Source organism: Klebsiella sp. OBRC7, from assembly GCF_000293135.1.
In the GTDB taxonomy this organism is placed as follows: Bacteria; Pseudomonadota; Gammaproteobacteria; order Enterobacterales; family Enterobacteriaceae; genus Klebsiella; species Klebsiella michiganensis.
Genome location: NZ_ALNJ01000076.1, coordinates 94907 through 120904 on the forward strand (window position 1 = coordinate 94907; position 25998 = coordinate 120904).

Consider the following 25998-nt stretch of genomic DNA (forward strand, 5'->3'; position numbering starts at 1 on the left):
CCTTTTCTCTTCTCGCGCTCGGGCATAACCTTAAACATGTATATTAAATATAACTTTAAAAAAGGTGTGACCATGTTTTGTGTGCAATGTGAACAAACCATCCGTACCCCGGCAGGGAACGGCTGCTCTTACGCGCAGGGTATGTGCGGGAAAACGGCCGAAACGTCCGATCTGCAGGATTTGCTGATTGCCTCTCTGCAGGGGCTCTCCGCCTGGGCGCTTAAAGCCCGTGAATACGGCATCATCGACCACGGTATCGATAGCTTCGCGCCGCGCGCTTTTTTCTCCACGCTGACCAACGTTAACTTCGATTCCCCGCGCATCGTTGGCTATGCGCGCGAGGCCATCACCCTGCGTGAAGCGCTGAAGGCCCAGTGCCTGAACATTGATGCCCACGCGACGGTTAACAACCCGATGGCCGATCTGCAGCTGGCGAGCGACGATCTGGGCGACCTGCAGCGCCAGGCGGCGGAATTCACTCCGAACAAAGACAAAGCGGCCATCGGCGAGAACATTCTCGGCCTGCGCCTGCTATGCCTGTACGGCCTGAAAGGCGCTGCGGCTTATATGGAGCACGCGCACGTTCTGGGTCAGTACGACAACGACATCTACGCCCAGTACCATAAAATCATGGCGTGGCTCGGTACCTGGCCTGCCGATATGAACGCGCTGCTGGAGTGCTCGATGGAAATCGGCCAGATGAACTTCAAAGTGATGAGCATTCTGGACGCTGGTGAGACCACCAAATATGGTCACCCCACCCCGACTCAGGTCAACGTCAAAGCGACCGAAGGCAAATGCATTCTGATTTCCGGCCATGACCTGAAAGATCTGTACAACCTGCTGGAGCAAACCGAAGGTACCGGGGTTAACGTCTACACCCACGGTGAAATGCTGCCAGCGCACGGTTACCCGGAATTGCGTAAATTCAAACATCTGATTGGTAACTACGGCAGCGGCTGGCAAAACCAGCAGGTTGAGTTTGCCCGCTTCCCTGGCCCGATTGTGATGACCTCTAACTGCATCATCGACCCAACCGTCGGCGCCTATGACGACCGCATCTGGACCCGCAGCATCGTCGGCTGGCCAGGCGTCAATCATCTGGAAGGCGAAGATTTCGCCCCGGTTATCGCCCAGGCGCAGCAGATGGCGGGCTTCCCGTACAGCGAGATCCCGCACCTGATCACCGTTGGCTTCGGTCGTCAGACCCTGCTGGGCGCGGCTGATACGCTGATCGACCTGGTGAGCCGTGAAAAACTGCGCCATATCTTCCTGGTGGGCGGCTGCGACGGGGCGCGCGGCGAACGTAACTACTTCACCGATTTCGCCACCAGCGTACCGGACGACTGCCTGATCCTGACCCTGGCCTGCGGTAAATACCGTTTCAACAAACTCGAATTCGGCGATATCGAAGGTCTGCCGCGTCTGGTCGATGCCGGTCAGTGTAACGACGCTTACTCTGCCATCATCCTGGCGGTGACTCTGGCTGAGAAACTGGGTTGTGGCGTGAACGACCTGCCGCTGTCTCTGGTGCTCTCCTGGTTTGAACAGAAAGCGATTGTTATTCTGCTGACCCTGCTGTCGTTGGGCGTGAAAAATATCGTCACCGGCCCGACGGCGCCGGGCTTCTTTACGCCGGACCTGCTGGCCGTTCTCAACGAGAAGTTCGGTCTGCGTTCCGTGACCACCGTTGAAGAAGACATGCAGCAGCTGCTGAGCGCGTAAGGAGTAAAGAATGACAATGCCAACTCATCAGTGCCCATGGCGGATGCAGGTTCATCACATCCATCAGGAAACGCCGGATGTGTGGACAATTTCGTTGCTCTGCCACGACTATTATCCGTACCGCGCCGGGCAGTATGCACTGGTCAGCGTACGTAATTCAGCGGAGACGCTGCGTGCTTACACCATTTCATCGACGCCGGGTGTAAGCGAGTACATCACGCTGACCATCCGTCGGATTGACGATGGCGCAGGCTCACAGTGGCTGACCCGCGACGTGAAGCGCGGCGACTATATCTGGCTGTCCGATGCCATGGGCGAATTTACCTGTGAAGATAAGGCTGAAGATAAGTTCCTGATGCTGGCTGCTGGCTGCGGCGTTACGCCAATCATGTCAATGCGTCGCTGGTTGGCAAAGTACCGCCCGCAGGCCGATGTGCAGGTGATCTTTAACGTTCGTTCACCGCAAGATGTTATTTTCGCCGACGAATGGCGCGAATATCCGGTGACCTTAGTCGCTGAAAACAATGCCACCCACGGTTTTGTTTCTGGCCGACTGACGACCGATCTGCTGAAAAGTGTACCGGATCTGACCTCTCGTACCGTGATGACCTGCGGCCCGGCGCCGTATATGGATTGGGTTGAGCAGGAGGTGAAAGCGCTGGGCGCGACGCGTTTCTTTAAAGAACAGTTCTTTACGCCGCTAGCCGAAGCCGCTACCAGCGGCCTGAAGTTCACCAAACTGCAGCCGGCGAAAGCGTTCTATGCGCCGGTCGGCACCACGCTGCTCGAAGCGCTGGAAAGCAATAAGGTGCCGGTTACCGTCGCCTGTCGCGCAGGCGTCTGCGGCTGCTGCAAAACCAAAGTGATTTCCGGAGAATATATCGTCAGCAGCACCATGACGTTAACCGATGCGGAAATCGCTGAAGGCTACGTACTGGCCTGCTCCTGCCACCCGCAGGGTGATTTGGTACTGGCTTAACCCTCAACTGCCGGATGGCACAACGCCGTCCGGCAATGTTTACCGCCAGGCCGCATTGCCGACGATGGCATAGCGCCCTGCCCCGAGGAAGGCAATCGCCAGCGCGCCCACAAAGAAATAGACCAGACTCTCAATCGCCCACGCGCCTACCGCATCCAGCGCAAAGGTTTTGCCCGTCCCTACCATCAGCCAGGCCACGACCATCGTAAACGCCAGCACCAGCGCCGCCGGACGCGTAAGCACGCCCAGAATCAGCAGGCAAGGCGCTACCACCTCGCCCACTAAAACCCCATAAGCGATAAACCCCGGCAATCCTTTTGCTACCAGCATATTGCTGATTCCCCCTACGCCATCAAATAGCTTATGAAACCCATGAAACAGCATCAGCCCGCCAACGGCAAGTCGTAACAAGAGTTTGCCGAAATCGTCATGGGATAGCAGTTTATTAACAGCATTTAACAGCGATTTAACCATTTGAAATGATTCCTGTTTACCACTTTATGTGAGCTCAGATTATGCGGAGTTTTCGCTGAAAAAAACCAGCGGAAAATGAGAGGTTAAAGCGAGCGTAACTGGCAGTTTCATCTAAGCTTGTAAGCGTTATCACAAAAAGGAGATGGAGAACCATGAAACAGACCGTGGCGGCATACATTGCCAAAACTCTTGAACAGGCTGGCGTTAAACGTATTTGGGGCGTAACCGGGGATTCGCTCAACGGCTTAAGCGACAGCCTGAACCGTATGGGGACCATCGACTGGATGCCCACGCGCCATGAAGAAGTGGCCGCCTTCGCCGCCGGGGCGGAAGCGCAGCTTACCGGCGAACTGGCGGTCTGCGCAGGCTCCTGCGGGCCGGGCAACCTGCATCTGATTAACGGCCTTTTCGACTGCCACCGCAATCACGTTCCGGTTCTGGCCATCGCCGCCCATATTCCTTCCAGCGAAATCGGCAGCGGCTATTTTCAGGAAACGCATCCGCAGGAGCTGTTCCGGGAATGCAGCCACTACTGTGAACTGGTCTCATCCCCGGAACAAATTCCGCAGGTGCTGGCCATCGCCATGCGCAAAGCGGTGATTAACCGCGGCGTCTCGGTAGTGGTGCTTCCCGGCGACGTTGCGCTAAAAGCCGCGCCGGAAAGCGCCAGCAGCCACTGGTACCACGCGCCGCTGCCGCAGGTGACGCCGGCGGAAGAAGAGCTGAAAAAGCTGGCCCAGCTGCTGCGCTATTCAAGCAACATCGCCCTGATGTGCGGCAGCGGCTGCGCCGGAGCGCATAAAGAGCTGGTAGACTTCGCCGCGAAACTCAAAGCGCCTATCGTTCACGCGCTGCGCGGCAAAGAGCACGTAGAATACGACAACCCTTATGATGTGGGGATGACCGGACTGATTGGCTTCTCCTCCGGCTTCCACACCATGATGAACGCCGACACCCTGGTTCTGCTCGGCACCCAGTTCCCCTATCGCGCCTTCTATCCGACGGATGCCAAAATCATTCAGATTGATATCAATCCCGGCAGTATTGGCGCCCACAGTAAAGTGGATATGGCGCTGGTTGGCGATATCAAATCGACCCTCAGCGCGCTGCTGCAGCTTCTCGAAGAGAAAACCGACCGCAAGTTCCTCGATAAAGCGCTGGAACACTATCGCGACGCGCGTAAAGGGCTCGACGATCTGGCCAAGCCCAGCGACAAAACGCTTCATCCGCAGTATCTGGCGCAGCGCATTAGCCACTTTGCCGACGAGGACGCCATTTTTACCTGTGACGTGGGTACGCCGACCGTCTGGGCCGCGCGCTATCTACAGATGAACGGCAAGCGCCGCCTGCTCGGCTCCTTCAACCATGGTTCAATGGCCAACGCCATGCCGCAGGCCATCGGCGCAAAAGCCACGGCACCTGACCGCCAGGTCGTGGCAATGTGCGGCGACGGCGGCTTCAGTATGCTGATGGGGGATTTTCTCTCGCTGGCGCAGATGAAGCTGCCGGTGAAGATCGTTATCTTCAATAACAGCGTCCTGGGCTTCGTGGCGATGGAGATGAAGGCCGGGGGCTATCTGACAGACGGCACTGAACTTCACGCCACCAACTTTGCCCGCATCGCTGAAGCGTGTGGTATCAAGGGCATACGCGTTGAAAGTGCGTCAGAGGTTGATGAAGCGCTGCAAACCGCTTTCGCTACCGATGGCCCGGTCCTGGTGGATGTGGTCGTCGCCAGTGAAGAGCTGGCGATGCCGCCGCAAATTAAACTGGAGCAGGCCAAAGGTTTCAGCCTGTATATGCTGCGCGCGATTATCAGCGGCCGCGGCGACGAGGTTATTGAACTGGCGAAAACCAACTGGCTAAGGTAAAAATATCCTTTTCAATTCATACGCAAAATTATTCGTGTTGCCTCAAGGCGGCAAGGCCGCCCCACCGGGCGCAGAGATAACTCTGTGACCGGGGTTTGAGGGAGCAGCCAACGCGGGGCAGCGCGAAGGATGAAGTGTATAAGGATATGACATGATAGATTTACGCAGCGATACCGTTACCCGCCCGGGCCGCGCCATGCTGGAAGCCATGATGGCCGCCCCGGTCGGGGATGACGTGTATGGCGATGACCCGACCGTTAACGAACTCCAGCGCTTTGCCGCCGACCTGGCGGGCAAAGAGGCCGCTATCTTCCTGCCTAGCGGCACCCAGGCCAACCTGGTCGCCCTGCTCAGCCACTGCCAGCGCGGCGAAGAGTATATCGTCGGCCAGGGCGCGCATAACTATCTCTACGAAGCCGGCGGCGCGGCGGTGCTTGGCAGCATCCAACCGCAGCCCATCGATGCCGCAGCGGACGGCTCCCTGCCGCTGGACAAAGTCGCGGCCAAAATCAAACCGGACGATATTCATTTCGCGCCCACCCGCCTGCTGTCGCTGGAAAATACCCATAACGGCAAAGTGCTGCCGCGTGAATATCTGAAAGATGCCTGGGAATTTACGCGCCAGCGCGGCCTCGGGCTGCACGTGGACGGCGCACGTATTTTTAACGCCGTCGTGGACTACGGCTGCGAGCTGCGCGATATCACCCGATACTGCGATTCTTTCACCATCTGTCTGTCCAAAGGTCTCGGCGCGCCGGTAGGCTCACTGCTGGTGGGGAGCGAAGAGTATATTCATCGCGCTATCCGCTGGCGGAAAATGGTCGGCGGCGGAATGCGTCAGGCCGGGATTCTGGCGGCCGCAGGCCTGTATGCCTTGCAGAACAACGTCGCGCGCTTAAAAGAGGATCACGACAACGCCGCTTGGATGGCGGAGCAGCTGCGCGCCGCCGGCGCCGAGGTAACGCGTCATGATACCAATATGCTGTTTGTTCGCGTCGGCGAAGCGCGCGCTGCCGCGCTGGGCGAGTATCTGCGCGAACGCGGGGTACTGATCAACGCCTCGCCCATCGTGCGCCTGGTGACGCATATTGACGTTAACCGCCAGCAGCTCACCGAGGTGGTGAGCCACTGGCAGGCATTTTTAAACCGTTAAGGAGTCCGGCGTGTCGCAGCGAATTCTGGTGCTTGGCGCCAGCGGTTATATCGGCCAGCATCTGGTGAAAAGGCTCAGCGAGCAGGGCTTCACCGTGCTGGCGGCGGCACGCCAGATCGACAGGCTTAAAAAACAGCAGCTCCCCGGCGTCGAGTGCTATTCGCTCGATTTAAACCAGCCGGATGCGCTACCCGCCCTGCTGGCGCAGGCTGATACCGTTTACTATCTGGTGCACGGGATGGGCGAAGGCGGGGACTTTATCCGCCACGAACGGCGGGTCGCCCTCAACGTTCGCGACGCGCTGCGCAAGTCGCCGGTGAACGAAGTCATCTTTCTCAGTTCCTTACAGGTGGCGAAGCAGGAGCAATCCGATCATCTGCGCGCCCGCCAGATCACCGGCGATCTGCTGCGCGAATCAGGCGTTCCGGTAGCGGAAGTTCGCGCCGGCATTATCGTCGGCGCCGGTTCCGCCGCCTTCGAAGTGATGCGCGATATGGTCTACAACCTGCCGGTGCTGACGCCGCCGCGCTGGGTACGTTCGCGTACTACGCCGATTGCGCTGGAAAATTTACTCTACTATCTGCTGCAGCTGCTAAACCATCCGGCCCGCGAGCATCGGGTGTTTGAAGCCGCCGGACCGGAAATTTTGAGCTATCAGCAGCAGTTCATACGCTTTATGGCGGTCAGCGGCAAACGCCGCCCGCTGATCCCCATCCCTTTCCCGACCCGCTGGATTTCGGTGTGGTTTCTCAACGTCATTACCTCGGTGCCGCCAACCACGGCCAAGGCGCTGATCCAGGGGTTAAAGCACGATCTGATCGCCGACGATCGGGCCCTGCGGGCCTTAATTCCTCAATCGCTTATCGCGTTTGATGAAGCGGTGCGCCTTACGCTTAAAGAAGAGGAGCAGCTGGTGAACTCCAGCGACTGGGGCTACGATGCGCAGGCCTTCGCCCGCTGGCGGCCCGAGTACGGCTACTATCCGAAACAGGCAGGCTGTACCGTTAACACTTCCGCAAGCCTTGCCGCGCTATGGCAAGTGGTCAACCAAATTGGCGGTAAAGAGGGCTATTTCTTCGGCAACGTGCTGTGGAAAACGCGCGGGGCGATGGACCTGCTGGTCGGCCATCGGCTGGCAAAAGGTCGTCCGGAAAAGGCGTATCTGCAAACCGGCGACGCGGTGGACAGCTGGAAAGTGATTATCGTCGAACCGGAAAAGCAGCTGACGCTGTTATTCGGCATGAAAGCGCCCGGCCTTGGCCGCCTGAGCTTTACCCTGCGCGATAAAGGCGATCATCGCGAACTGGACGTGCGCGCCTGGTGGCACCCGCACGGTATGCCGGGGCTTTTCTACTGGCTGTTGATGATCCCGGCGCATCTGTTTATTTTTCGCGGTATGGCGCGACGCATCGCCCACCTGGCGGAGCAAATCACCATCAAATAGAGTATAGGTGCAGAATTCTTTCATGATTCTCATTGCATCGCAGTGAGAATCACGGAAAAATGCGCACGAAATTCTTTTGTTTAACAGTGGATCGATATGAAGGTACTGGTTACCGGTGCGACCAGCGGATTGGGCCGCAACGCGGTGGAATATCTGCGTAACAGGGGCATTAGCGTCAGAGCGACCGGGCGCAACGAAGCGATGGGCAAGCTTCTGAGCAAAATGGGCGCAGAGTTCGTCCCTGCGGATTTAACCGAGCTGGTCTCTTCGCAGGCCAAAGTGATGCTCGCCGGTATCGATACCCTGTGGCACTGTTCCAGCTTTACCTCGCCGTGGGGCACCCAGCAGGCCTTCGATTTAGCTAACGTGCGCGCGACCCGGCGTCTCGGCGAGTGGGCGGTTGCCTGGGGCGTGCGCAACTTCGTGCATATCTCTTCGCCGTCGCTCTATTTTGATTATCACCATCATCGCGATGTTGCGGAAGATTTCCGCCCGCAGCGTTTCGCCAACGAATTCGCCCGCAGCAAGGCGGCAAGCGAAGATGTGATCAATCTGCTGGCGCAGGCCAACCCAAATACCCGTTTTACGATCCTGCGCCCGCAAAGCCTGTTTGGCCCGCATGATAAAGTGTTTATCCCGCGCCTGGCGCAGATGATGCAGCACTACGGCAGCGTCCTGTTGCCGCGCGGCGGCAGCGCGCTGGTGGATATGACCTACTATGAAAACGCGGTACACGCGATGTGGCTCGCCAGCCAGCCGCAGAGTGACCTTCTGCCCTCGGCCCGCGCGTACAACATTACTAACGGCGAACCGCAAACCCTGCACAGCATTGTACAGAAGCTCATCGACGAGCTGGGGATTAAGTGCCGCATCCGTTCGGTTCCCTATCCTATGCTGGATATCATCGCCCGCAGCATGGAGCGCTTTGGCAATAAGTCAGCGAAAGAGCCCGCCTTTACCCACTACGGCGTCTCTAAGCTGAACTTTGATTTTACTCTTGATATCTCCCGCGCCCAGCAGGAGCTAGGCTATCAGCCGGTCATCACGATGGATGAAGGGATTCTCCGCACCGCCGCGTGGTTGAAGGACCACGGCAAGCTGCACTATTAACCGCGCCCGTACTTTTCCAGCAGCGCTTCGGCTATCGCCAGGGTTTGCGCATCGGCAACCCCGTCCCAGCGCGCGGGACGGAAGTGCATCTGGAAAGCCATAATGACCCGCTTCTGCTGCGCTGGCGTCATTTCCGGCGTCACCTGATAGCCGTAGCGCGCCAGGACGTCCAGCAGCGCTGCGGCGTCTACCGGCTCGTATGACGGACGGCCCTGCAGATAAAACGCCACGCGCCGGGCATCAGGCCATGCGCCAATCCCCTGCTCGGCCAGCCTGCGCCACGGGAACAGCGGCCCCGGATCGTCTTTGCGCTGCGGCGCGATATCCGCATGGGCGACCACGTTCTGCGGCGCGATGTGGTAGCGGGCGATAATGTCTTTCGCCAGCGGGATCAGGGCGTCAATCTGCGCCGGATTAAACGGCGTAAAGCTTTTCACCCCCGCCGTTTTTTGCCAGCCGCGGTTCTCCAGCTCGATGCCAATCGAAGTGTCGTTAATGCGCGTGCTGCCGCGCCAGAAACTGACGCCCGCATGCCAGGCCAGATCCTCTTCCGGCACCAGCTGCCAGATCCGCGGTTTGCCTCCGTGCAGCGGCGGTTTCTCCGGGATCAGGTAGTGAGAGCTCACCTGGTTATCCGTCAGCGTCGCCAGCGAAACGTCGAAATCGTCGGCGGTGTAGTGGATCACCAGCACTTTGATGCGCGGATAAGCCGCCTGCGCCGGATGGCGCGTATCCAGCTGATAGCCATCGCGATCGATAATACCTTTTTCGCTGGCGCAGCCCGCCAGCAGCAGCGCCAGCAGTACGCCTGCCCGGCAAATTCTCATCGGCGGGTCTTCACCGCGGTGCCGCTAACGCTGACCATCAGCATGCTGCTATCTTTACCGACGGTTTCGTAGTCAATATCAATGCCGACCACCGCATTGGCGCCCAGCGCCTTCGCCTGCTCGCTCAGCTCTTCAAAGGCAATTTCACGGGCCTTACGCAGCTCCTTTTCATAGGCGCCGGAGCGACCGCCGACGATATCGCGGATGCTGGCGAAAAAATCGCGGAATACGTTGGCGCCCAGAATCGCTTCCCCCGTGACGACGCCGCAGTATTCAATGATGGGTTGACCTTCGAGGGTTGGCGTAGTTGAAAATTGCATGTTCAAACTCCTTCTTTAGCGTTCAATGCGTTAGCTCTCAGGGTCAAGCACAATCCCTATCTGATACACTATGCTTGAAAAGATATTCTAACGTAGTGAGCTCATAAGGAAATCATCATGCGCTACAAAGTTCTTGCATTAGTCCTCCCCTGCGCGCTGGCGCTCAGCGCCTGTACTACCGTCACGCCTGCGTACAAAGATAACGGCACCCGCAGCGGCCCCTGCATCGAAGGCGGCCCGGATGACGTAGCGCAGAAGTTTTATGACTACCAGGTACAGCACCGCAACAGCGATTTAACCGCGCTGCGCCCATACCTGAGCGACGGTCTGGCAAAACTGCTGAACGACGCGCGTCAGGACCCGTCTAACAACGCCCTGCTGCAGTCAAATCTTTTCTCCAGTAGCACAACGCCAGCCGACAGCGCCGATGTCGCCAGCGCCTCTACCATCCCTAATCGCGACGCGCGCAATATTCCCCTGCGCGTGGAGCTGAAACAGGGCACCCAAAGCTGGAAAGACGAAGTGCTGATGATTCAGGAAGGCCAGTGCTGGGCCGTGGATGACGTGCGCTATCTCGGCAACAACGCCCATGCGCCGGCGGGCACCCTGCGTCAGAGTCTGGAAAAACGCTAACCCAGGCGTTGGGCCGCTCGGGCCGAATGAAATAACCCCGGTAAAATGTCGCCATTTCCACTGGTAATGCCGACATTGACGTCTCCCGCCTTCACGAAGCCATATTTTGTGCTAACTTTAAATGTAAACATGGTTTACATTTAACTTTTAACGCATAAATATTGCATAACTATTCTGCCAAAGGTACTATTTGCGGCCTCAATTGCTATATGTATCAGACTGCCCAGATGAGCATAAAATTAAACGGCATTAATTGCTTCTACGGCGCACACCAGGCGCTGTTCGACATCACGCTGGATTGCCCGCAGGGGGAAACGCTGGTGCTGCTCGGCCCAAGCGGTGCCGGTAAAAGCTCGCTGCTGCGCGTCCTCAATCTGCTGGAGATGCCGCGTTCCGGTACGCTGCATATCGCCGGAAATCATTTCGACTTTACCAAAGCGCCTTCTGACAAAGCCATTCGCGAGCTGCGCCAGAACGTGGGTATGGTCTTCCAACAGTACAATCTGTGGCCGCATCTGACCGTGCAGCAAAATCTGATTGAAGCTCCCTGCCGCGTGCTCGGTTTGAGCAAAGATCAGGCTTTCGCCCGCGCTGAAAAGCTGCTCGAACGTCTGCGCCTGAAACCCTATAGCGATCGCTACCCGCTGCATCTTTCCGGCGGCCAGCAGCAGCGCGTCGCTATTGCCCGCGCCCTGATGATGGAACCGCAGGTTCTGCTGTTCGATGAACCCACGGCGGCGCTCGATCCAGAAATCACCGCCCAGATCGTCAGTATTATCCGCGAACTGGCTGAAACCGGTATTACGCAGGTTATCGTCACCCACGAAGTGGAAGTGGCGCGCAAAACAGCCAGCCGCGTGGTCTATATGGAAAATGGCCATATCGTTGAACAAGGTGATGCCGGCTGCTTCGCGCATCCGCAGACCGACGCGTTTAAAAACTATCTTTCACATTGATGTTTTCGGGGAAATGACGATGAAAAAAGTACTGATTGCCGCTCTTCTTGCGGGCATGAGCCTCTCCGCTACCGCAGCCCAGACCATTCGTTTCGCCACCGAGGCCTCCTACCCTCCGTTTGAATCGATTGACGCCAATAACAAAATTGTCGGCTTTGATGTCGATCTGGCGAACGCGCTGTGTAAAGAGATTGATGCCACCTGCACCTTTACCAACCAGGCTTTCGACAGCCTGATTCCCAGCCTGAAGTTCCGCCGTTTCGACGCGGTCATGGCCGGGATGGACATCACTCCTGAGCGTGAAAAACAGGTGCTGTTCACCACCCCGTACTATGAAAACTCCGCGCTGTTCGTCGGCCAGCAGGGTAAATTCACCAGCATTGATGCCCTGAAAGGCAAAAAAGTCGGCGTGCAGAACGGTACCACTCATCAGAAATTTATCACCGACAAACACCCGGAAATCACGACCGTTCCTTACGACAGCTACCAGAATGCGAAGCTGGACCTGCAGAACGGCCGTATTGATGCCGTATTCGGCGATACCGCCGTGGTGACCGAATGGCTGAAGAGCAATCCGAAGCTGGCCGCGGTGGGCGACAAGGTGACCGATAAAGACTACTTCGGCACCGGTCTCGGTATTGCGCTGCGCCAGGGCAATACCGAACTGCAGCAGAAATTTAACGCTGCGCTGGAAAAAGTGAAAAGCGATGGGACTTACCAGTCTATCTATAACAAATGGTTCCAGAAGTAACGCTGAATGAACGAATTTTTTCCATTAGCAAGCGCCGCCGGGATGACCGTCGGCCTTGCCGTTTGCGCCCTGATCATCGGCCTGGTGCTGGCGATGCTGTTTGCCGTCCTCGAGTCGGTAAAGCTGCGTCCGGTCGCCTGGCTCGCAACCGGCATTGTCACCCTTTTGCGCGGACTACCGGAAATTCTGGTGGTTCTGTTTATCTATTTTGGTTCCTCACAGCTGCTGCTGACCCTTTCTGACGGCTTTACGATCAATCTCGGCATTGTGCAGATCCCGGTACAGATGCAGATTGAAAACTTCGACGTCAGTCCGTTCCTCTGCGGGGCTATCGCGCTTTCTCTGCTGTATGCCGCTTACGCATCGCAGACCCTGCGCGGGGCGCTTAAAGCCGTTCCGCAGGGGCAATGGGAATCCGGTCAGGCGCTGGGATTATCGAAAGCCGCTATTTTCTTTCGCTTAGTGATGCCACAAATGTGGCGCCACGCGCTGCCAGGACTCGGCAACCAGTGGCTGGTGCTGCTGAAGGATACCGCGCTGGTGAGCCTGATCAGCGTCAACGATCTGATGCTGCAAACCAAAAGCATCGCCACCCGAACCCAGGAGCCGTTTAACTGGTATATCATCGCGGCGGCAATCTATCTGGTCATCACCCTGTTGAGTCAGTACATTCTGAAACGTATTGACCAGCGTGCGACGCGCTTCGAACGGAGACCGGGCTGATGCTTGATTACTTACCCGAACTGCTAAAAGGGCTGCATACCAGCCTGACGCTGACGGCGGCCTCTATCGTCGTGGCGCTGATTCTGTCGCTGATCTTCACCATCATTCTGACGCTAAAAACGCCGGGGCTGGTGTGGATCGTGCGCGGCTATATCACCCTGTTTACCGGCACGCCGCTGCTGGTGCAGATCTTCCTGATTTACTACGGCCCGGGACAGTTTCCGTCGCTGCAGGAGTATCCGGTACTCTGGCATCTGATTTCCGAGCCCTGGCTCTGCGCGCTGATCGCCCTTTCTCTCAACAGCGCCGCTTATACCACGCAGCTGTTTTATGGCGCCATTCGCGCCATCCCGGATGGCCAGTGGCAATCCTGCGGCGCGCTGGGAATGAGTAAGAAAGATACGCTGGCGATCCTGCTGCCGTACGCCTTTAAACGCGCCCTCTCCTCCTACTCCAACGAAGTGGTGCTGGTGTTCAAGAGTACGTCTCTGGCCTACACCATTACCCTGATGGAAGTGATGGGTCACAGCCAGCTGCTCTATGGGCGTACCTATGATGTGATGGTGTTCGGCGCCGCCGGTATTGTCTACCTGGTGGTCAACGGCCTGCTGACGCTGCTGATGCGCCTGATTGAACATAAAGCGCTGGCCTTTGAGCGGCGTAATTAAAATCGCATAAATAGCCAGACCAAGACGGATAACTTCACTGAATTATCCGTCTTTTTTTAAATTAATAAAAATAATCATTCATCATTATTGAATATAAATTCATTTGATGGCATTGTTAGACCCAGCCGCAGACACGGCACAACATCATAAGATTGACCGACGGGAGTTCCACAATGAAAAAGTTAGTTATGGCCGCACTGCTTAGCACTTTCGCCTTTGGCGCCGCTGCCGCAGAAAAAATCAGCTTTGGCGTTTCTGCAACTTACCCACCGTTTGAATCGATGGACGCCAATAACCAGATCGCCGGTTTCGACATCGATCTGGCAAACGCGCTGTGTAAGCAGATGCAGGCTGAGTGTACGTTTACCAACCATGCCTTCGACAGCCTGATCCCGGCGCTCAAATTCAAGAAATATGATGCGGTCATCTCCGGCATGGACATTACCCCGGAGCGCAGCAAGCAGGTGGCGTTTACCGACCCGTACTACGCCAACTCCGCGCTGGTTATCTCGAAGAAAGATGCCTTCCACTCTTTCGCCGATCTGAAAGGCAAGCGTATCGGGATGGAAAACGGCACCACGCACCAGAAATACCTGCAGGATAAACATCCGGAAGTGAAAACCGTGGCTTACGATAGCTACCAGAATGCGTTTATCGACCTGAAAAATGGTCGTATTGATGGAGTGTTTGGCGATACCGCCGTGGTCAACGAGTGGCTGAAAACCAACCCGCAGCTGGGCGCGGCAACGCCAAAAGTGACCGACGCGCAGTACTTCGGCACCGGCCTCGGCATTGCGGTACGCCCGGATAACAAAGCGCTGCTGGAAAAACTGAACGCCGCGCTGAAGGCGATTAAAGCCGACGGCACCTACGAGAAAATCAGCAAGCAGTGGTTCCCGGAGTAAGCATTTCCCGGAGGCGGCGCTTGACGCGCCTGTCCGGGCTACCGGCCCGCAGACAGCCGTGGCCCCGTAGCCCGGGCAAGCGCAGCGCGGCCCGGGACGAAGCCGCACTAAAGCCTCAATCCCGGCGCATTTCCCGGGTTGCGGCGTAAACGCCTTACCCGGGCTACCGGTTAGCAGATGGCGGTAAACCGGTATCGCGATCGGCCAATCCGCCACCTTAAATCGGCAGGGTAAACTGGAAACAGGCCCCTGCCGGCGCTTCAAGCAGGCGAATATCGCCGCCGTGCAGCTGCAGCATCCGTCGCACAATCATCAAACCCAGCCCCCCTCGTGATGCGCTTTGCGCGCCAGGTTCAAGCACCGAAGGCCGTTCGAACAAGGTTGCCCGCAGCTCACCGGCAACGCCCGGCCCGCTATCGGCCACCTCGACGATAAACTCCGGCCCTGAACGACGCGCCGTCAGGCGGATAAGCCCACCTTCCGGCGTATGGCGAATGGCGTTATCGAGCAGATTAGTCAGCACCCGTTCAATCATCGAGAGATCCGCCGTTATCGGCGGTAGCCCGGCGGCCAGATCCAGCTGTAAACCGATATTGCGCGTCGCGATTGCCAGGTCAAATTTTTGCGCGACATCCTGCACCAGCTCAGCCAGCACGAAGGTTTCCGGCTGCGGCTTAATCCCGCCGTGCTCCAGGCGAGCCAGCTCAAACAGCTGCTGAGAAAGATGGCGGACCTTGTTCCCCTGGCGCAGGGCGATATTCAGATACTGCTTGTTCTCCTCCATCGTCAGGCGATCGGCCTTCAGGCTTAACGTTTCCAGATATCCCAGCAAAGAGGTGAGCGGCGTGCGTAAATCGTGGGAGATATTGGCGACAAATTCTCGCCGCTGGCGATCGCTGTCGGCCAGACGGTCCCACTGCCCGGCAATCTGTCGGGCCAGTTCAATAAAGCGATTATGCAGCACGGCCACTTCATTCCCCGGGTTCACCTCCGGAGTTTGCGCCGCCAGCGCCTTGATCGCATGAATACTGTCCTGGCTGTCGGTTGCCACCAGCGCGGTGAGCTGACGCACCGGGCGCGTTACCCAGAACCAGGCAAGCCAGCCCGCCAGCCCGCCGAGACCGGCCACCAGCAGCAGAGTCCAAAGCAGCAGGCTCCACAAGGTTTTCTGCCAGGCGCTCGCCGCCAGTTCATTAAAGGTTTCACCCTGCAGGATAATGTAGAGATAGCCGCGCAGCTGGCCGTCCTGGCGCAGCGGCGCGACGCTAAACACCTTTTGCTTATCAAGGCTGCGCGGATCGTCGCCGTACACCGGCCAGGCGCCGCCGGACAGGAACGTTTGCACCGGCGCCAGATCGATGCGCTGGCGCTTAATATGCCCCGGCGGCGCGGCGTCGGCCAGCAGCTCGCCGTCGGGCGAAAGCAGATATAGCTCTACGCTGGGATTGAAGGTCATCAGCCGATCAAAAAGCGGCTTCAGCATCCGGCGATCAACCTGCCCCTGAGCGTCCAGCAGCGGCTCACGGGCGGCGATCTGCTGCGCCAGCCCGGCGGAGAGACGCTGGACCATGACATTGCCGTACTGCGCGCTGCTGTACAGCTGGATCAGGCAAACGGCTATGGCGCAGAGCAGCAGCAGTGAGGTAAACACCAGCGCCAGGCGCTGGCTGAGGCTGAGACGGCGGATCATGGCTGCGCCTCTTTGCGCTCCACGGCAAATTTATAGCCTTTTCCCCAGACGGTCAGAATGATGTCCGGCTCCGCCGGGTCGCGCTCAATTTTGGTGCGCAGGCGGTTGATATGGGTATTGACGGTATGCTCATAGCCGTCGTGCTGATAGCCCCACACCCGATCAAGCAGCTCAAGGCGGGAAAAGACCTCCCCCGGATGGCGGGCAAAGTAGTAGAGCAGGTCGAACTCGCGCGGCGTCAGATCCACCGTCTCGCCGCGCAGCTTAACGTCGCGCGACAAGGGGTCAATGCTTAAACCATGGCTGGCGATACGACCGGCATCCATCAGCAGATTCTGCCCCATCGCCTCCTGACGACGGAACACCGCTTTGACCCTGGCGGTCAGTTCGAGAATCGAAAACGGTTTGGCCAGATAATCATCCGCTCCCATCTCCAGCCCCTGTACCCGCTGGGTTTCGCTGGCGCGAGCGCTGATAATAATCACCGGCAGATAGCGGGTTTGCTGACGAATGCGCCGACAAATTTCCAGACCGTCGACGCCCGGCAGCATCAGGTCGAGGATCACCGCATCCCAAAGCTCTTTTTCCAGCAGGCGCAGGGCCTGGGCTCCGTCCGCCACGTGGACAATCTGATAGCCCTCATCCAGCAGATTCAGGCGCAGCAGCGCGGCGATATCTTCATCATCTTCAACCAACAGGATTTTTTTTGCCACCGGCAGCACTCCGCTATTCTTACGTTCTGATTAGCCAAGCTTACCCGATCTTCAGCACCTGAAGAGTTCACATTTTGTTTATACTTCGCGAACCAGCAGGGTCAGCACCTCATAGTGGGCGGTATGGGGGAACATATCGAACAGCTGGACGCGCTCAATGCGATAACCGGCCAGGCGAGCGATATCTTTCGCCATCGTCCGGGCGTTGCAGCTGGAATAGATAATAAACTCCGGCGCCATACGGCTTAAATACGCGCATAGCTCGTCGCCGATGCCGCGACGCGGCGGATTCACCAGCACCAGATCGGGAATGTCGCCTTCGCCGGTGGCAAACTGCGTGGAATCGAGCGCCTGGAAATGCAGGTTATGCAGGCCGAGCTCTGCCGCCGACTGCTTCGCGCAGGCGATCGCCTCCGGGGCAATTTCAATCCCGGTCAGGCGCATATCCGGTGTGGCGCAGTGCAGACCAAAGCCGCCGACGCCGCAGAACAGATCCCACATATGGTTGACCGGCAGCTGGCGCACCCAGTCGCGAGCGGTGGCATACAGACGGCTGGCTACCACAGGGTTGGTCTGAAAGAAGCTTTGCGGGCGGATCCACAGCGGCACGCCGTTGAAATTTTCCGCCAGCGCCTGCTGGTCGGTGAGGAAAATTTCCCGCTCTCCTTCCATGATGGCCATATGCACCGGCTGAATATTGGCGGTAATCACCTGCAGCTGCGGCAGCAGCGCCTGAAGCTCCGGCAGCGCAGCGCGCAGCTGGGCAAGCTTGGTCTCCGAGCGCAGGACAAAGCGCAGCATCATACCGCCTTCGAGCCGGCTTTCGGTCAGCAGAATGTACTTCAGCTCTCCGCGCCTGCGGGCAACGTTATAGGGCGTGAGCCCGGCGCGGGCGATAAACGGCTTGAGCGCAGCGAAGACGGGCGCGAAGCTTTGCGGATAAAGCGGGCAGTCGGTCAGGTCTTCCGGGGCGCCATCACGGTGCAGCATCCCGAGCAGTGGGCGCTCCACGCTACCGCTGACCACCATTTTCGCTTTGTTGCGAAACCCGCTTTCCGGCCCGCAAACCGGTGCGCACCATTCAGCGACGGGCGCATCGGCCAAAAGCGCGCGAAGATCGGCCATTTTATCGGCGAGCTGTTGGGATACCGGCAGTTCCAGCCACTGGCAGGAGCGGCAGCGGCCCGCGTCATAAAGTGCGCAATGCATAACAAGACCTTCAAAAAAACAGGGGCGGGGATTGTATCACCGTTACTGTAAACGGAAAAAGCGTCGGCACGGGGCCGGCACAAACAGCATCGCCAGCACCAGCAGATCCGGTAGTTTTTGCAGCACCAGGGAGCGAAAGATTTCGCGCTTCGATTCCCCGGCAATACTAAACAGCTCGGGATAACCGTAGCCCAATGAAGCGGCCCACAGATAGCCAATCACGATAATCTGCGTCATCAGGAACAGCCAACGCGCCCAGTTGCGCCCTTTTACCAGCGAAAACGCGCACCAGATTTCAATAAATACCAGCACCAGGCTTGAGAGAAACACCAGGGTGAGCGCCCACGTCTGCACGCTGCGATGGACAAAATCCGCGATTCCCTGAACGCCAAGCTGGTTGAGGATCATCAGCAAATCCAGGCCGCGGATTAAAATAATGGCGAAGGCCGCCACCTGCACCAGCGCAGGAACGTTAAGACGAGCATGAGACGAACGCGTTTTAGTAAACAATCCCAACGTAAAGTCTTCCATGAAAACGGCGCCACAAATGCGGCGCCGATGTTAACTCTATTGCAGATTTTAGGTGGTTCAGCCGCTTCTTGCACGCTGGATATCGCGCACCCGCTGCTTTTCCGCGCGGGCCATCAAATACCAGGCGATAAAACCAACAATCCCGACCACGCCGAGGATTAACGTCGCCAGGGCGTTAATCTCCGGGTTGACCCCCATGCGCACGCTGGAGAAGACCAGCATCGGCAGCGTCGTCGCCCCCGGCCCGGAAACAAAGCTGGCAATAACCAGGTCGTCGAGCGATAACGTAAAAGCCAGCAGCCAGCCGGAGACCACCGCCGGCATAATCATCGGCAGCGTAATGACGAAAAAGACCTTCAGCGGCGCGGCGCCCAGATCCATCGCCGCCTCTTCAATAGAGTGGTCCAGCTCACGCAGGCGCGATGAAATGACCACCGCGACGTACGCGGTACAGAAGGTGACGTGCGCCAGCCAGATGGTCAGCATGCCGCGATCCGATGGCCAGCCAATTGAATGCCCCAGCGCGACAAACAGCAGCAGCAGCGACAGGCCGGTAATCACATCGGGCATCACCAGCGGCGCGGTGATCATAAAAGCAAAGGCGTTTGAACCGCGGAAGCGGCCAAAACGCACCATCACCACTGCGGCAATGGTACCGAGGATCACCGCCGCCGTCGCGGCGCAGGCGGCAATGGTCAGACTTAAGCCGACCGCGCTCATCATCGCATCGTCATGAAATAGCTCGCGATACCAGCGCGTCGACCACCCCGCCCATACCGTCACCAGCTTTGAGCTGTTGAACGAGTAAATCACCAGCATCAGCATCGGCGCATACAGAAAGGTAAAGCCGAGCAGCAGTATTAAAATTCGCCACGGCGAACGGACTACCGGCAAATTATTCATCCGTGTTCCCCCACCTGTTTTTGCTGATGCTTGTGGAACCACATAATCGGCACGATTAGCAGCAACAGCATCACGATCGCCACCGCCGAGGCGACCGGCCAGTCGCGGTTATTGAAGAACTCCTGCCACAGCACGCGGCCAATCATAATGCTGTCCGGGCCGCCCAGCAGTTCCGGGATAACGAACTCCCCGACTGCCGGAATAAACACCAGCATCGACCCGGCAATAATCCCGCCTTTGGTGAGCGGAACGATGACCTGGAAGAAAGTCTTCAGCGGTCGGGCGCCCAAATCCAGCGATGCCTCAACCAGCGAGTAATCGATACGCGTGAGAGCGGTATAGATAGGCAGCACCATAAACGGCAGATAGGCGTAGACAATACCGATATAGACCGCCAGGTTGGTGTGCAGGATCTCCAGCGGCTGGTCGATGACCCCCAGCCACAGCAGGAAGTTATTGAGCACGCCGTTACTTTTCAGCAGCCCCATCCAGGCGTAGACGCGGATCAGAAACGAGGTCCATGACGGCAGGATCACCAGCAGCAGCAGGATATTTCGCGTCGATGGCTTACTGTGCGCCACCGCCCATGCCAGCGGATACCCCAACAGCAGGCAGCAGAACGTCGAGATCGCCGCCACCTGAAGCGATTGCAGATAGGCTTCAATATAGAGCGGATCGTCGGTGAGCTGCAGGAAATTCCCGAGATTCAGCGTTAACGTAAGCTGACCGTCGGCCCACTCCAGCAGATCGGTATAGGGTGGGATCGCCCGCGCCATCTCCGCCAGGCTGATTTTAAAGACGATCAGGAACGGCAGCAGAAACAGCAGGATCAGCCACACGTAGGGCAGCGCAATAACCAGCTTGCGCCCGTGGGCCATCTGCAGCCGCGCCAGCCACAGCGCAAAACCGCCAGGTTTTTTTACGCCTGACGGGGGTTCTAATGTACTCATCGCCCTCTCCTTACACCGTCAACACGACGCAGCTATCGGCATCCCAGCACAAACGCACCTCATCACCCCAGGTGGGCGCCCCTTTACGGTAACGGTGTTCGTTCTGCAGCTGAGCGCTCAGCATCTGCCCGCTTTTCAGGCGCACATGGTAGATAGACAGATCGCCGAGATAGGCAATATAGATAACCTCGCCCACCGCGAAGTTATAGCCATCCGCGGGCGGGTCTTCGCAGAGCATGATTTTTTCCGGGCGCAGGGCCACCCACACCGGCACGTTATCGACGACGGAGGCATCGGGATCGACCTTCAGCGGATGGGTCAGGCCCGGAGAGTCCAGCACCAGACCATCTTCCTGCCGCTCTTTCACCAGCCCTTCAAAAACGTTGACCGAGCCGATAAACTCCGCGCTGTAGCGGGTGGTCGGGTGTTCGTAGATTTCCTCCGGCTCGCCGATTTGCACGAACTTGCCGCGGTTCATAATGGCGATACGCCCCGCCATGGTCATCGCCTCTTCCTGATCGTGGGTCACCATCACGCAGGTAACGCCGACGCGCTCAAGGATATCGACCACTTCCAGCTGCATCCTGTCGCGCAGCTTCTTATCCAGCGCCCCCATTGGCTCATCAAGCAGCAGCAGTTTCGGTCTTTTCGCCAGGCTGCGGGCCAGGGCCACGCGCTGACGCTGGCCGCCGGAGAGCTGATGCGGTTTACGCTTTGCGAACTCCTGCATATGCACCAGCGCCAGCATCTCCTGCACCCGGCTGGTGATTTCGGCCTTGGGCAATTTGTCCTGCTTGAGGCCAAAGGCGATATTCTGCTCCACCGTCATATGGGGAAACAGCGCGTAGGACTGGAACATCATATTAATCGGCCGCTGATACGGCGGCACCCGCGCCAAATCGACACCATCCAGGACAATTTGTCCGGCGGTAGGCTGTTCAAATCCCGCCAGCATGCGCAGCAGGGTTGACTTGCCGCAGCCGGATGCGCCCAGCAGGGCAAAAATTTCACCTTTATAAATGGTGAGATTGACGTCATCGACGGCGTGCTGGCCATCAAAGGACTTGGTTAAATTACGGATTTCCAGCAGCGGGGTCAGCGCTTTGGGGGTTTTCGCCTGCGGGCGAGGAATCACATCATTCACGGGGTGTTCTCCGGCAGAAATCAAATCATGGTGCAGGCGCACCATCGCGGTGCGCCTGTTGCCGGCAGCGCGACGCTTATCCGGCCTACAACTCACGGAGAATTACTTACCGCTTTTCACCTTCGTCCATGCGCGAGTACGCACGCGGTCGATTTTCGGATCCTGGACTTTCAGGGTGAACAGCTTGGCGAAGACGTCAGCCGGCGGGTAAATGGCCGGATTATTGCGGATCGCTTCGCTGACCAGCGGAACAGAGGCTTTGTTGCCGTTAGCGTAATAGACATGATCGCTGATGTGGGCGATAACATCCGGACGCATCAGATAGTTCAGGAACTGATAAGCCTCATCTTTGTTTTTCGCATCCGCCGGCATGGCGAAGACGTCGAAGAACGCCAGCGCCCCCTCTTTCGGAATATAGTAGGAAACATTCACCCCGTTTTTCGCTTCTTTCGCCCGGTTAGCCGCCTGCCATACGTCGCCCGCCCAGCCTATAGCGACGCAGATATCACCGTTCGCCAGGTCGTTGATGTACTGAGAGGAGTGGAAATAGCGAATATTCGGACGCAGCTTCAGCAGCAGGTCGGTCGCCGGGCCGGTGTAGTCATCGGCTTTAGTACTGTTAGGATCTTTGCCGAGATAGTTCAGCACGGTAGCGAAAATCTCTTCCGGGGCATCCAGGAAGGAGACGCCGCAGCTTTTCAGCTTTTCCAGATTTTCCGGCTTCATCACCAGATCCCAGCTGTCCAGCGGCGCATCTTTGCCCAGCACGGCTTTCACTTTATCGATGTTGTAGCCTATGCCGGTTGTCGCCCACAGGTACGGGATCGCGTATTTATTGTCGGGGTCGTGCTTCGCGACCAGCTTCAATACTTCCGGGTCGAGATTTTTCCAGTTGGGAAGCTTACTTTTATCCAGCGGCTGGAATACCCCGGCCGCCAGCTGGCGCTCAAGGAAGCTCGCCGACGGCACCACCAGGTCAAAACCGGTGCTGCCCGCCATGAGCTTACCCTCCAGCACTTCGTTGGAGTCAAAGACGTCATACACCACTTTAATACCGGTCTCTTTTTCAAAATTCGCCACCGTATCCGGCGCAATATAATCAGACCAGTTATAAACATGCAGGGTTTTTTGTTCGGCTGCGAGCGAACCGGCAGAAACGGCCATCAGCGCACCCGTAACCAGACCTGTTAACCATTTTTTACCAAAGGCGGTCATATCTCTTATTCCTTCTCAATGCCCGTTAACAAGCGGGCTGAATATACGCACTTGTTCGCATGCAATAATCATGCATATTTTTTCATTGCCTAAGAAAAGGAGAGAGGACCTCTCCCGGAATGGTTGCCCGCAACTGGAAGCAGCGTCAGAATAACTGTAGCCAGAATAAGAGGCTATAGCCCAGGTAAAAAAACGGCTTTTATCAATTTTTTATGCAATAAGGGTCTATGTGATAAGCCGAAAGCGGCGGAATGGCGGTGAAAAATTCTTTTCCGGAAGGTTAATAGCAGAATAAAAGCATGTAATACGCAGCCGCTATGGCAGTGGCTGCGCTATTTTTCGACAGGCTTAGTGAAGAAAATGGTACTGAATATTCTCAGCCACCGGCTCTTCTTCCTCAGACTTATACAGCACCTGATTGGCGCTGGCTTCGAGGATGACCATCGATATCTGTTCTTCGCTCTGGCGGAAAAACCACGCGAACTGATCGATCGTCACGCCGACGCCTACGGTCAAGGCCTGGCACACCACCAGCTTCGGCAGATTATCATCCTGAATATCGAGGAAAGCTTTCACCGTCAACGAACTGGCGTTAATCGCAGAAAGATCGGCGGAGAGCGGCAGCAGCGCGGAGGGTTTCACCTCTGCCAGCGCGGAGAAAAGCACCACGTTATCCACCAGGTCAAGTTTGGCATCAAAAATGCCTTCAAAATTTTGCATATGCGGCAGGTGCAGTGCCTGGCAGGAATCACACTCAAAAAAGCTGATGCCCAATTCGTCGAGCCATTGACGTAACGTATCAAGACCCGGAACGACCAGTGAATCCATATGACCTGTGACCTCTTACTGTGAAAAATGCGACGCCATAGCTTACGCAAAAAAAGCGCCGTATTCCATGATGGTGTCGTGAAAGGGAATTATCCGCCCATTTTCAGACAAAATCCGGGCGTGGCTTGTCGTTCGATCCAGGCGATCATTTTGCCGGCAATATCGACGCCGGTGGTGGTTTCAATTCCTTCCAGCCCAGGAGAAGCATTGACCTCCATCACCAGAGGACCGCGCGCGGCGCGCAGGATATCAACGCCGGCCACGTCCAGCCCGAGCGTTTGCGCGGCCTTGATGGCCATTTCACGCTCCTGCTCGCTGATATACGCCACCGATGCCACGCCGCCGCGATGCAGGTTAGAGCGAAAATCCCCCTCCTTCGCCCGCCGTTCAATCGCCGCCACCACTTCATTACCCACCACGAGGCAGCGCACGTCCCGCCCCTTTGCCTCGGCGATATACTCCTGCACCAGAATATGCGCATTCAGGCCGCGAAAAGCATCGATGACGCTCTCTGCCGCCTGGCGCGTTTCGGCCAGCACGACGCCGATGCCCTGGGTACCCTCCACCAGCTTTACCACCAGCGGCGCGCCGCCAACCATGGCAATCAGGTCGCTGGTATCGTCTGGCGAATGGGCAATACCGGTGAGTGGCAGATCGATCCCCTGACGGGCCAGCAGCTGGAGCGAGCGCAGCTTGTCGCGGGCGCGGGTGATCGCCACCGATTCATTCAGCGGATAGCTGCCCAGCAGCTCAAACTGACGCAGCGCCGCGGTACCATAGTAGGTGATCGCCGTGCCAATGCGCGGGATCACGGCGTCAAAATGCGGGAGCTGGCGACCTTTATAGTGAATCGACGAGGCCACCGGGCTGACGTTCATATAACAGGAAAGCGGATCGAGGATTTCCACCTGGTGTCCGCGTTTTTGCGCGGCTTCGCGCAGGCGTCGACATGAATAAAGCGTTCCATCCCGGGATAATATGGCAATTTTCACCCTGCACCTCTGCGAAAAGACCCGCTCTGGCGGGCCTCTGGTAGTCAATTAGCGCTGACCTGCGGAATTTCCTTGCGTCAGACCGAGGGCAGTTTACACGCAATCAGCGCGTAGCCCATCCCTGCTTATGCAGATATTGCAGAATAAACGGACGGCTCTCTTTAACAATAGTCCGACGGATATGGTCGCTCCAGGTATCGCGACGCGTATTGCTGCCGCGAGAGAGATAATACTGCGCTATCTGCTCGTCATATTCCGCAAGCACCGCGTCGTCCAGCGGCTGATAGTGATTTTCATGCACCAGCATCGCCGACGGCATGCGCGGTTTCACCTCCGGGTTATCGTCCGGCCAGCCAAGGCACAGGCCAAACAGCGGCAGTACGTGCTGCGGGAGCTTCAGCAGCTCGGTCACCGCATCGATATTGTTGCGCAGGCCGCCAATATAGACGCCGCCGAGGCCAAGGGATTCCGCCGCCACCAGCGCATTCTGCGCCAGAATCGCGGTATCGACGCAGCCCAGCAGCAGCTGTTCGGCGAGGCCCAGCTGAGCGTCCGGGCAGATTTGCAGATTGCGATTGAAATCAGCGCAGAATACCCAAAATTCAGCGGCCTGCGCTACGTGCTGCTGGCCGCCGCTCAGCGGGACCAGCTGTTGGCGTATTTCCGGGTCGGTAACGCGAATAATTGAGGAACATTGTAAAAAACTGGAGCTGGAAGCGCCCTGCGCGCTGGCAATAATCGCGGCGCGCTGTTCGTCGCTTATCGGCGCGTCGGTAAAATGGCGAATAGAACGGTGGCTACGCAGCAGCTCAATGGTCGGCGTCATCTCGTTTTTCTCTGTCAGGCAATGAAGAAGGTGGGGTTTTCGTTTGCGTCAACTGCGGGGCAATCACTTTCGCCACTCGCCACATTAACGCCACGGCGGCCGGAAGCATCAGCAGGATCCCCGCGAAGATCATCAGGAGCGCCGCCGTTGGGCTGGAAAACGGCGCGGGCAGGCTGACGTACTGGTTGAGCGAGAGCCAGGCCAGGGTCAACAGCACCATGCCGATAATCTCGACTACCAGAATGCTTTTTGGTAATGCAGCGGGCGATCGCATAACGCTCCTTCGGTCAAAATCATGCACGCTCCCGGGCAAAAACCGGTCGCGTATCAGGGGAGTATAGCGGTTTCATCAGCAGAATATTTACCAAACATAGCCTTAAGCCATCGAAGCAAAAGGCAGAACCTTCTTTCCCTCCTCGACATAACGCGGCATGATACGCGGCATTCGCCATCCGGCT

27 protein-coding genes are annotated in these 25998 nt (G+C 57.4%); 12 read left to right on the top strand and 15 right to left on the bottom strand.

Annotation, left to right across the window (positions count from 1 at the left end):
• The first annotated feature begins 72 nt into the window (after window positions 1-72).
• Together hcp and hcr are read left to right on the top strand one after the other, a co-directional pair.
• Window positions 73-1725 (top strand): hydroxylamine reductase, encoded by a 1653-nt coding sequence (hcp, locus tag HMPREF1144_RS15200; RefSeq protein ID WP_042927855.1) that lies wholly within the window; start codon window positions 73-75, stop codon window positions 1723-1725.
• 10 nt (window positions 1726-1735) lie between these two features.
• A complete protein-coding gene (gene hcr, locus HMPREF1144_RS15205; protein WP_009653292.1) occupies window positions 1736-2704 on the top strand; it encodes an NADH oxidoreductase in 969 nt (322 codons plus the stop codon).
• A 39-nt stretch (window positions 2705-2743) separates the two neighbouring features.
• Here hcr and HMPREF1144_RS15210 read toward each other — a convergent pair whose 3' ends face one another.
• Window positions 2744-3178 carry a DoxX family protein gene (locus HMPREF1144_RS15210; RefSeq protein ID WP_009653266.1) on the bottom strand — a complete coding sequence of 145 codons (435 nt, stop codon included), beginning with the start codon at window positions 3176-3178 and terminating at the stop codon, window positions 2744-2746.
• Window positions 3179-3330: 152 nt separating this feature from the next.
• On the opposite strand from HMPREF1144_RS15210, the gene poxB reads away from it, so the two are divergent.
• From poxB to HMPREF1144_RS15230, 4 genes are all read left to right on the top strand, one after another.
• Window positions 3331-5049, top strand: coding sequence for a ubiquinone-dependent pyruvate dehydrogenase (gene poxB, locus HMPREF1144_RS15215; RefSeq protein WP_009653279.1), 1719 nt, complete (start codon window positions 3331-3333; stop codon window positions 5047-5049).
• Window positions 5050-5200: 151 nt separating this feature from the next.
• Window positions 5201-6202 carry a low-specificity L-threonine aldolase gene (gene ltaE, locus HMPREF1144_RS15220; protein WP_004849402.1) on the top strand — a complete coding sequence of 334 codons (1002 nt, stop codon included), beginning with the start codon at window positions 5201-5203 and terminating at the stop codon, window positions 6200-6202.
• 10 nt (window positions 6203-6212) lie between these two features.
• A complete protein-coding gene (locus tag HMPREF1144_RS15225; RefSeq protein WP_009653300.1) occupies window positions 6213-7646 on the top strand; it encodes a DUF2867 domain-containing protein in 1434 nt (477 codons plus the stop codon).
• Window positions 7647-7742: 96 nt separating this feature from the next.
• Window positions 7743-8756 carry an NAD-dependent epimerase/dehydratase family protein gene (locus HMPREF1144_RS15230; RefSeq protein ID WP_009653274.1) on the top strand — a complete coding sequence of 338 codons (1014 nt, stop codon included), beginning with the start codon at window positions 7743-7745 and terminating at the stop codon, window positions 8754-8756.
• On the opposite strand, the gene HMPREF1144_RS15235 is transcribed toward HMPREF1144_RS15230, so the two are convergent.
• Window positions 8753-9583 carry an N-acetylmuramoyl-L-alanine amidase gene (locus HMPREF1144_RS15235; protein WP_009653276.1) on the bottom strand — a complete coding sequence of 277 codons (831 nt, stop codon included), beginning with the start codon at window positions 9581-9583 and terminating at the stop codon, window positions 8753-8755. The two genes, HMPREF1144_RS15230 and HMPREF1144_RS15235, sit on opposite strands and share 4 nt — an antisense overlap.
• A complete protein-coding gene (locus HMPREF1144_RS15240; RefSeq protein ID WP_004100606.1) occupies window positions 9580-9903 on the bottom strand; it encodes a heavy metal-binding domain-containing protein in 324 nt (107 codons plus the stop codon). The genes HMPREF1144_RS15235 and HMPREF1144_RS15240 overlap by 4 nt, the downstream gene beginning before the upstream one ends.
• A gap of 117 nt (window positions 9904-10020) precedes the next feature.
• Between HMPREF1144_RS15240 and HMPREF1144_RS15245 the strand changes: the two genes are divergently transcribed.
• The 6 genes from HMPREF1144_RS15245 (at window position 10021) to artJ (ending at window position 14539) form a co-directional block, all read left to right on the top strand.
• On the top strand, window positions 10021-10536 hold the full coding sequence (locus HMPREF1144_RS15245) for a lipoprotein (protein WP_004849391.1): 516 nt from the start codon (window positions 10021-10023) through the stop codon (window positions 10534-10536).
• A gap of 227 nt (window positions 10537-10763) precedes the next feature.
• Window positions 10764-11492, top strand: coding sequence for an arginine ABC transporter ATP-binding protein ArtP (gene artP, locus HMPREF1144_RS15250; protein ID WP_032721773.1), 729 nt, complete (start codon window positions 10764-10766; stop codon window positions 11490-11492).
• 19 nt (window positions 11493-11511) lie between these two features.
• Window positions 11512-12243: an arginine ABC transporter substrate-binding protein ArtI gene (gene artI / locus HMPREF1144_RS15255; RefSeq protein WP_004130868.1), complete on the top strand. Its 732-nt coding sequence runs from the start codon at window positions 11512-11514 to the stop codon at window positions 12241-12243.
• 6 nt (window positions 12244-12249) lie between these two features.
• Entirely contained in the window at window positions 12250-12966 is a 717-nt protein-coding gene (gene artQ, locus HMPREF1144_RS15260; protein WP_004100599.1) for an arginine ABC transporter permease ArtQ, read from the top strand.
• Window positions 12966-13634 carry an arginine ABC transporter permease ArtM gene (gene artM / locus HMPREF1144_RS15265; RefSeq protein ID WP_004849385.1) on the top strand — a complete coding sequence of 223 codons (669 nt, stop codon included), beginning with the start codon at window positions 12966-12968 and terminating at the stop codon, window positions 13632-13634. The genes artQ and artM overlap by 1 nt, the downstream gene beginning before the upstream one ends.
• Window positions 13635-13807: 173 nt before the next feature.
• Window positions 13808-14539, top strand: a complete 732-nt coding sequence (gene artJ, locus HMPREF1144_RS15270; RefSeq protein ID WP_009653299.1) for an arginine ABC transporter substrate-binding protein ArtJ — start codon at window positions 13808-13810, stop codon at window positions 14537-14539.
• Window positions 14540-14756: 217 nt separating this feature from the next.
• Here the strand turns inward: artJ and HMPREF1144_RS15275 are convergent, their stop codons facing one another.
• The 12 genes from HMPREF1144_RS15275 to HMPREF1144_RS15330 form a co-directional block, all read right to left on the bottom strand.
• Window positions 14757-16229, bottom strand: a complete 1473-nt coding sequence (locus tag HMPREF1144_RS15275; protein WP_009653288.1) for an ATP-binding protein — start codon at window positions 16227-16229, stop codon at window positions 14757-14759.
• Window positions 16226-16942, bottom strand: a complete 717-nt coding sequence (locus tag HMPREF1144_RS15280) for a response regulator transcription factor (protein WP_004849381.1) — start codon at window positions 16940-16942, stop codon at window positions 16226-16228. The genes HMPREF1144_RS15275 and HMPREF1144_RS15280 overlap by 4 nt, the downstream gene beginning before the upstream one ends.
• 78 nt (window positions 16943-17020) lie before the next feature.
• Window positions 17021-18151, bottom strand: coding sequence for a 23S rRNA (uracil(747)-C(5))-methyltransferase RlmC (rlmC, locus tag HMPREF1144_RS15285; protein ID WP_004849379.1), 1131 nt, complete (start codon window positions 18149-18151; stop codon window positions 17021-17023).
• 42 nt (window positions 18152-18193) lie between these two features.
• Entirely contained in the window at window positions 18194-18682 is a 489-nt protein-coding gene (locus HMPREF1144_RS15290; RefSeq protein ID WP_004849377.1) for a YbjO family protein, read from the bottom strand.
• Between the two features lie 57 nt (window positions 18683-18739).
• On the bottom strand, window positions 18740-19585 hold the full coding sequence (gene potI / locus HMPREF1144_RS15295; RefSeq protein ID WP_009653295.1) for a putrescine ABC transporter permease PotI: 846 nt from the start codon (window positions 19583-19585) through the stop codon (window positions 18740-18742).
• Window positions 19582-20535: a putrescine ABC transporter permease PotH gene (gene potH / locus HMPREF1144_RS15300; RefSeq protein WP_004849373.1), complete on the bottom strand. Its 954-nt coding sequence runs from the start codon at window positions 20533-20535 to the stop codon at window positions 19582-19584. The genes potI and potH overlap by 4 nt, the downstream gene beginning before the upstream one ends.
• Before the next feature lie 10 nt (window positions 20536-20545).
• Complete coding sequence (potG, locus tag HMPREF1144_RS15305) at window positions 20546-21679, bottom strand: putrescine ABC transporter ATP-binding subunit PotG (RefSeq protein WP_004134592.1); 1134 nt, start codon at window positions 21677-21679, stop codon at window positions 20546-20548.
• Window positions 21680-21781: 102 nt separating this feature from the next.
• Window positions 21782-22894 (bottom strand): spermidine/putrescine ABC transporter substrate-binding protein PotF, encoded by a 1113-nt coding sequence (gene potF, locus HMPREF1144_RS15310; RefSeq protein WP_004849369.1) that lies wholly within the window; start codon window positions 22892-22894, stop codon window positions 21782-21784.
• Window positions 22895-23242: 348 nt separating this feature from the next.
• On the bottom strand, window positions 23243-23722 hold the full coding sequence (locus HMPREF1144_RS15315; RefSeq protein ID WP_004849367.1) for a YbjN domain-containing protein: 480 nt from the start codon (window positions 23720-23722) through the stop codon (window positions 23243-23245).
• 89 nt (window positions 23723-23811) lie between these two features.
• A complete protein-coding gene (gene rimK, locus HMPREF1144_RS15320) occupies window positions 23812-24714 on the bottom strand; it encodes a 30S ribosomal protein S6--L-glutamate ligase (protein ID WP_009653278.1) in 903 nt (300 codons plus the stop codon).
• 103 nt (window positions 24715-24817) lie between these two features.
• Complete coding sequence (gene nfsA / locus HMPREF1144_RS15325; protein WP_004849363.1) at window positions 24818-25540, bottom strand: nitroreductase NfsA; 723 nt, start codon at window positions 25538-25540, stop codon at window positions 24818-24820.
• Window positions 25524-25814 (bottom strand): YbjC family protein, encoded by a 291-nt coding sequence (locus HMPREF1144_RS15330; protein WP_009653259.1) that lies wholly within the window; start codon window positions 25812-25814, stop codon window positions 25524-25526. The genes nfsA and HMPREF1144_RS15330 overlap by 17 nt, the downstream gene beginning before the upstream one ends.
• Window positions 25815-25998: the final 184 nt, after the last annotated feature.

Excerpts from the sequence above, each read along its gene's own strand:
- hcp (WP_042927855.1), top strand. The coding sequence starts at position 73 with ATGTTTTGTGTGCAATGTGAACAAACCATCCGTACCCCGGCAGGGAAC.
- hcr (WP_009653292.1), top strand. The coding sequence starts at position 1,736 with ATGACAATGCCAACTCATCAGTGCCCATGGCGGATGCAGGTTCATCAC.
- HMPREF1144_RS15210 (WP_009653266.1), bottom strand. The coding sequence starts at position 3,178 with ATGGTTAAATCGCTGTTAAATGCTGTTAATAAACTGCTATCCCATGAC.
- poxB (WP_009653279.1), top strand. The coding sequence starts at position 3,331 with ATGAAACAGACCGTGGCGGCATACATTGCCAAAACTCTTGAACAGGCT.
- ltaE (WP_004849402.1), top strand. The coding sequence starts at position 5,201 with ATGATAGATTTACGCAGCGATACCGTTACCCGCCCGGGCCGCGCCATG.
- HMPREF1144_RS15230 (WP_009653274.1), top strand. The coding sequence starts at position 7,743 with ATGAAGGTACTGGTTACCGGTGCGACCAGCGGATTGGGCCGCAACGCG.
- HMPREF1144_RS15235 (WP_009653276.1), bottom strand. The coding sequence starts at position 9,583 with ATGAGAATTTGCCGGGCAGGCGTACTGCTGGCGCTGCTGCTGGCGGGC.
- HMPREF1144_RS15240 (WP_004100606.1), bottom strand. The coding sequence starts at position 9,903 with ATGCAATTTTCAACTACGCCAACCCTCGAAGGTCAACCCATCATTGAA.
- HMPREF1144_RS15245 (WP_004849391.1), top strand. The coding sequence starts at position 10,021 with ATGCGCTACAAAGTTCTTGCATTAGTCCTCCCCTGCGCGCTGGCGCTC.
- artP (WP_032721773.1), top strand. The coding sequence starts at position 10,764 with ATGAGCATAAAATTAAACGGCATTAATTGCTTCTACGGCGCACACCAG.
- artI (WP_004130868.1), top strand. The coding sequence starts at position 11,512 with ATGAAAAAAGTACTGATTGCCGCTCTTCTTGCGGGCATGAGCCTCTCC.
- artQ (WP_004100599.1), top strand. The coding sequence starts at position 12,250 with ATGAACGAATTTTTTCCATTAGCAAGCGCCGCCGGGATGACCGTCGGC.
- artM (WP_004849385.1), top strand. The coding sequence starts at position 12,966 with ATGCTTGATTACTTACCCGAACTGCTAAAAGGGCTGCATACCAGCCTG.
- artJ (WP_009653299.1), top strand. The coding sequence starts at position 13,808 with ATGAAAAAGTTAGTTATGGCCGCACTGCTTAGCACTTTCGCCTTTGGC.
- HMPREF1144_RS15275 (WP_009653288.1), bottom strand. The coding sequence starts at position 16,229 with ATGATCCGCCGTCTCAGCCTCAGCCAGCGCCTGGCGCTGGTGTTTACC.
- rlmC (WP_004849379.1), bottom strand. The coding sequence starts at position 18,151 with ATGCATTGCGCACTTTATGACGCGGGCCGCTGCCGCTCCTGCCAGTGG.
- HMPREF1144_RS15290 (WP_004849377.1), bottom strand. The coding sequence starts at position 18,682 with ATGGAAGACTTTACGTTGGGATTGTTTACTAAAACGCGTTCGTCTCAT.
- potI (WP_009653295.1), bottom strand. The coding sequence starts at position 19,585 with ATGAATAATTTGCCGGTAGTCCGTTCGCCGTGGCGAATTTTAATACTG.
- potH (WP_004849373.1), bottom strand. The coding sequence starts at position 20,535 with ATGAGTACATTAGAACCCCCGTCAGGCGTAAAAAAACCTGGCGGTTTT.
- potF (WP_004849369.1), bottom strand. The coding sequence starts at position 22,894 with ATGACCGCCTTTGGTAAAAAATGGTTAACAGGTCTGGTTACGGGTGCG.
- HMPREF1144_RS15315 (WP_004849367.1), bottom strand. The coding sequence starts at position 23,722 with ATGGATTCACTGGTCGTTCCGGGTCTTGATACGTTACGTCAATGGCTC.
- nfsA (WP_004849363.1), bottom strand. The coding sequence starts at position 25,540 with ATGACGCCGACCATTGAGCTGCTGCGTAGCCACCGTTCTATTCGCCAT.
- HMPREF1144_RS15330 (WP_009653259.1), bottom strand. The coding sequence starts at position 25,814 with ATGCGATCGCCCGCTGCATTACCAAAAAGCATTCTGGTAGTCGAGATT.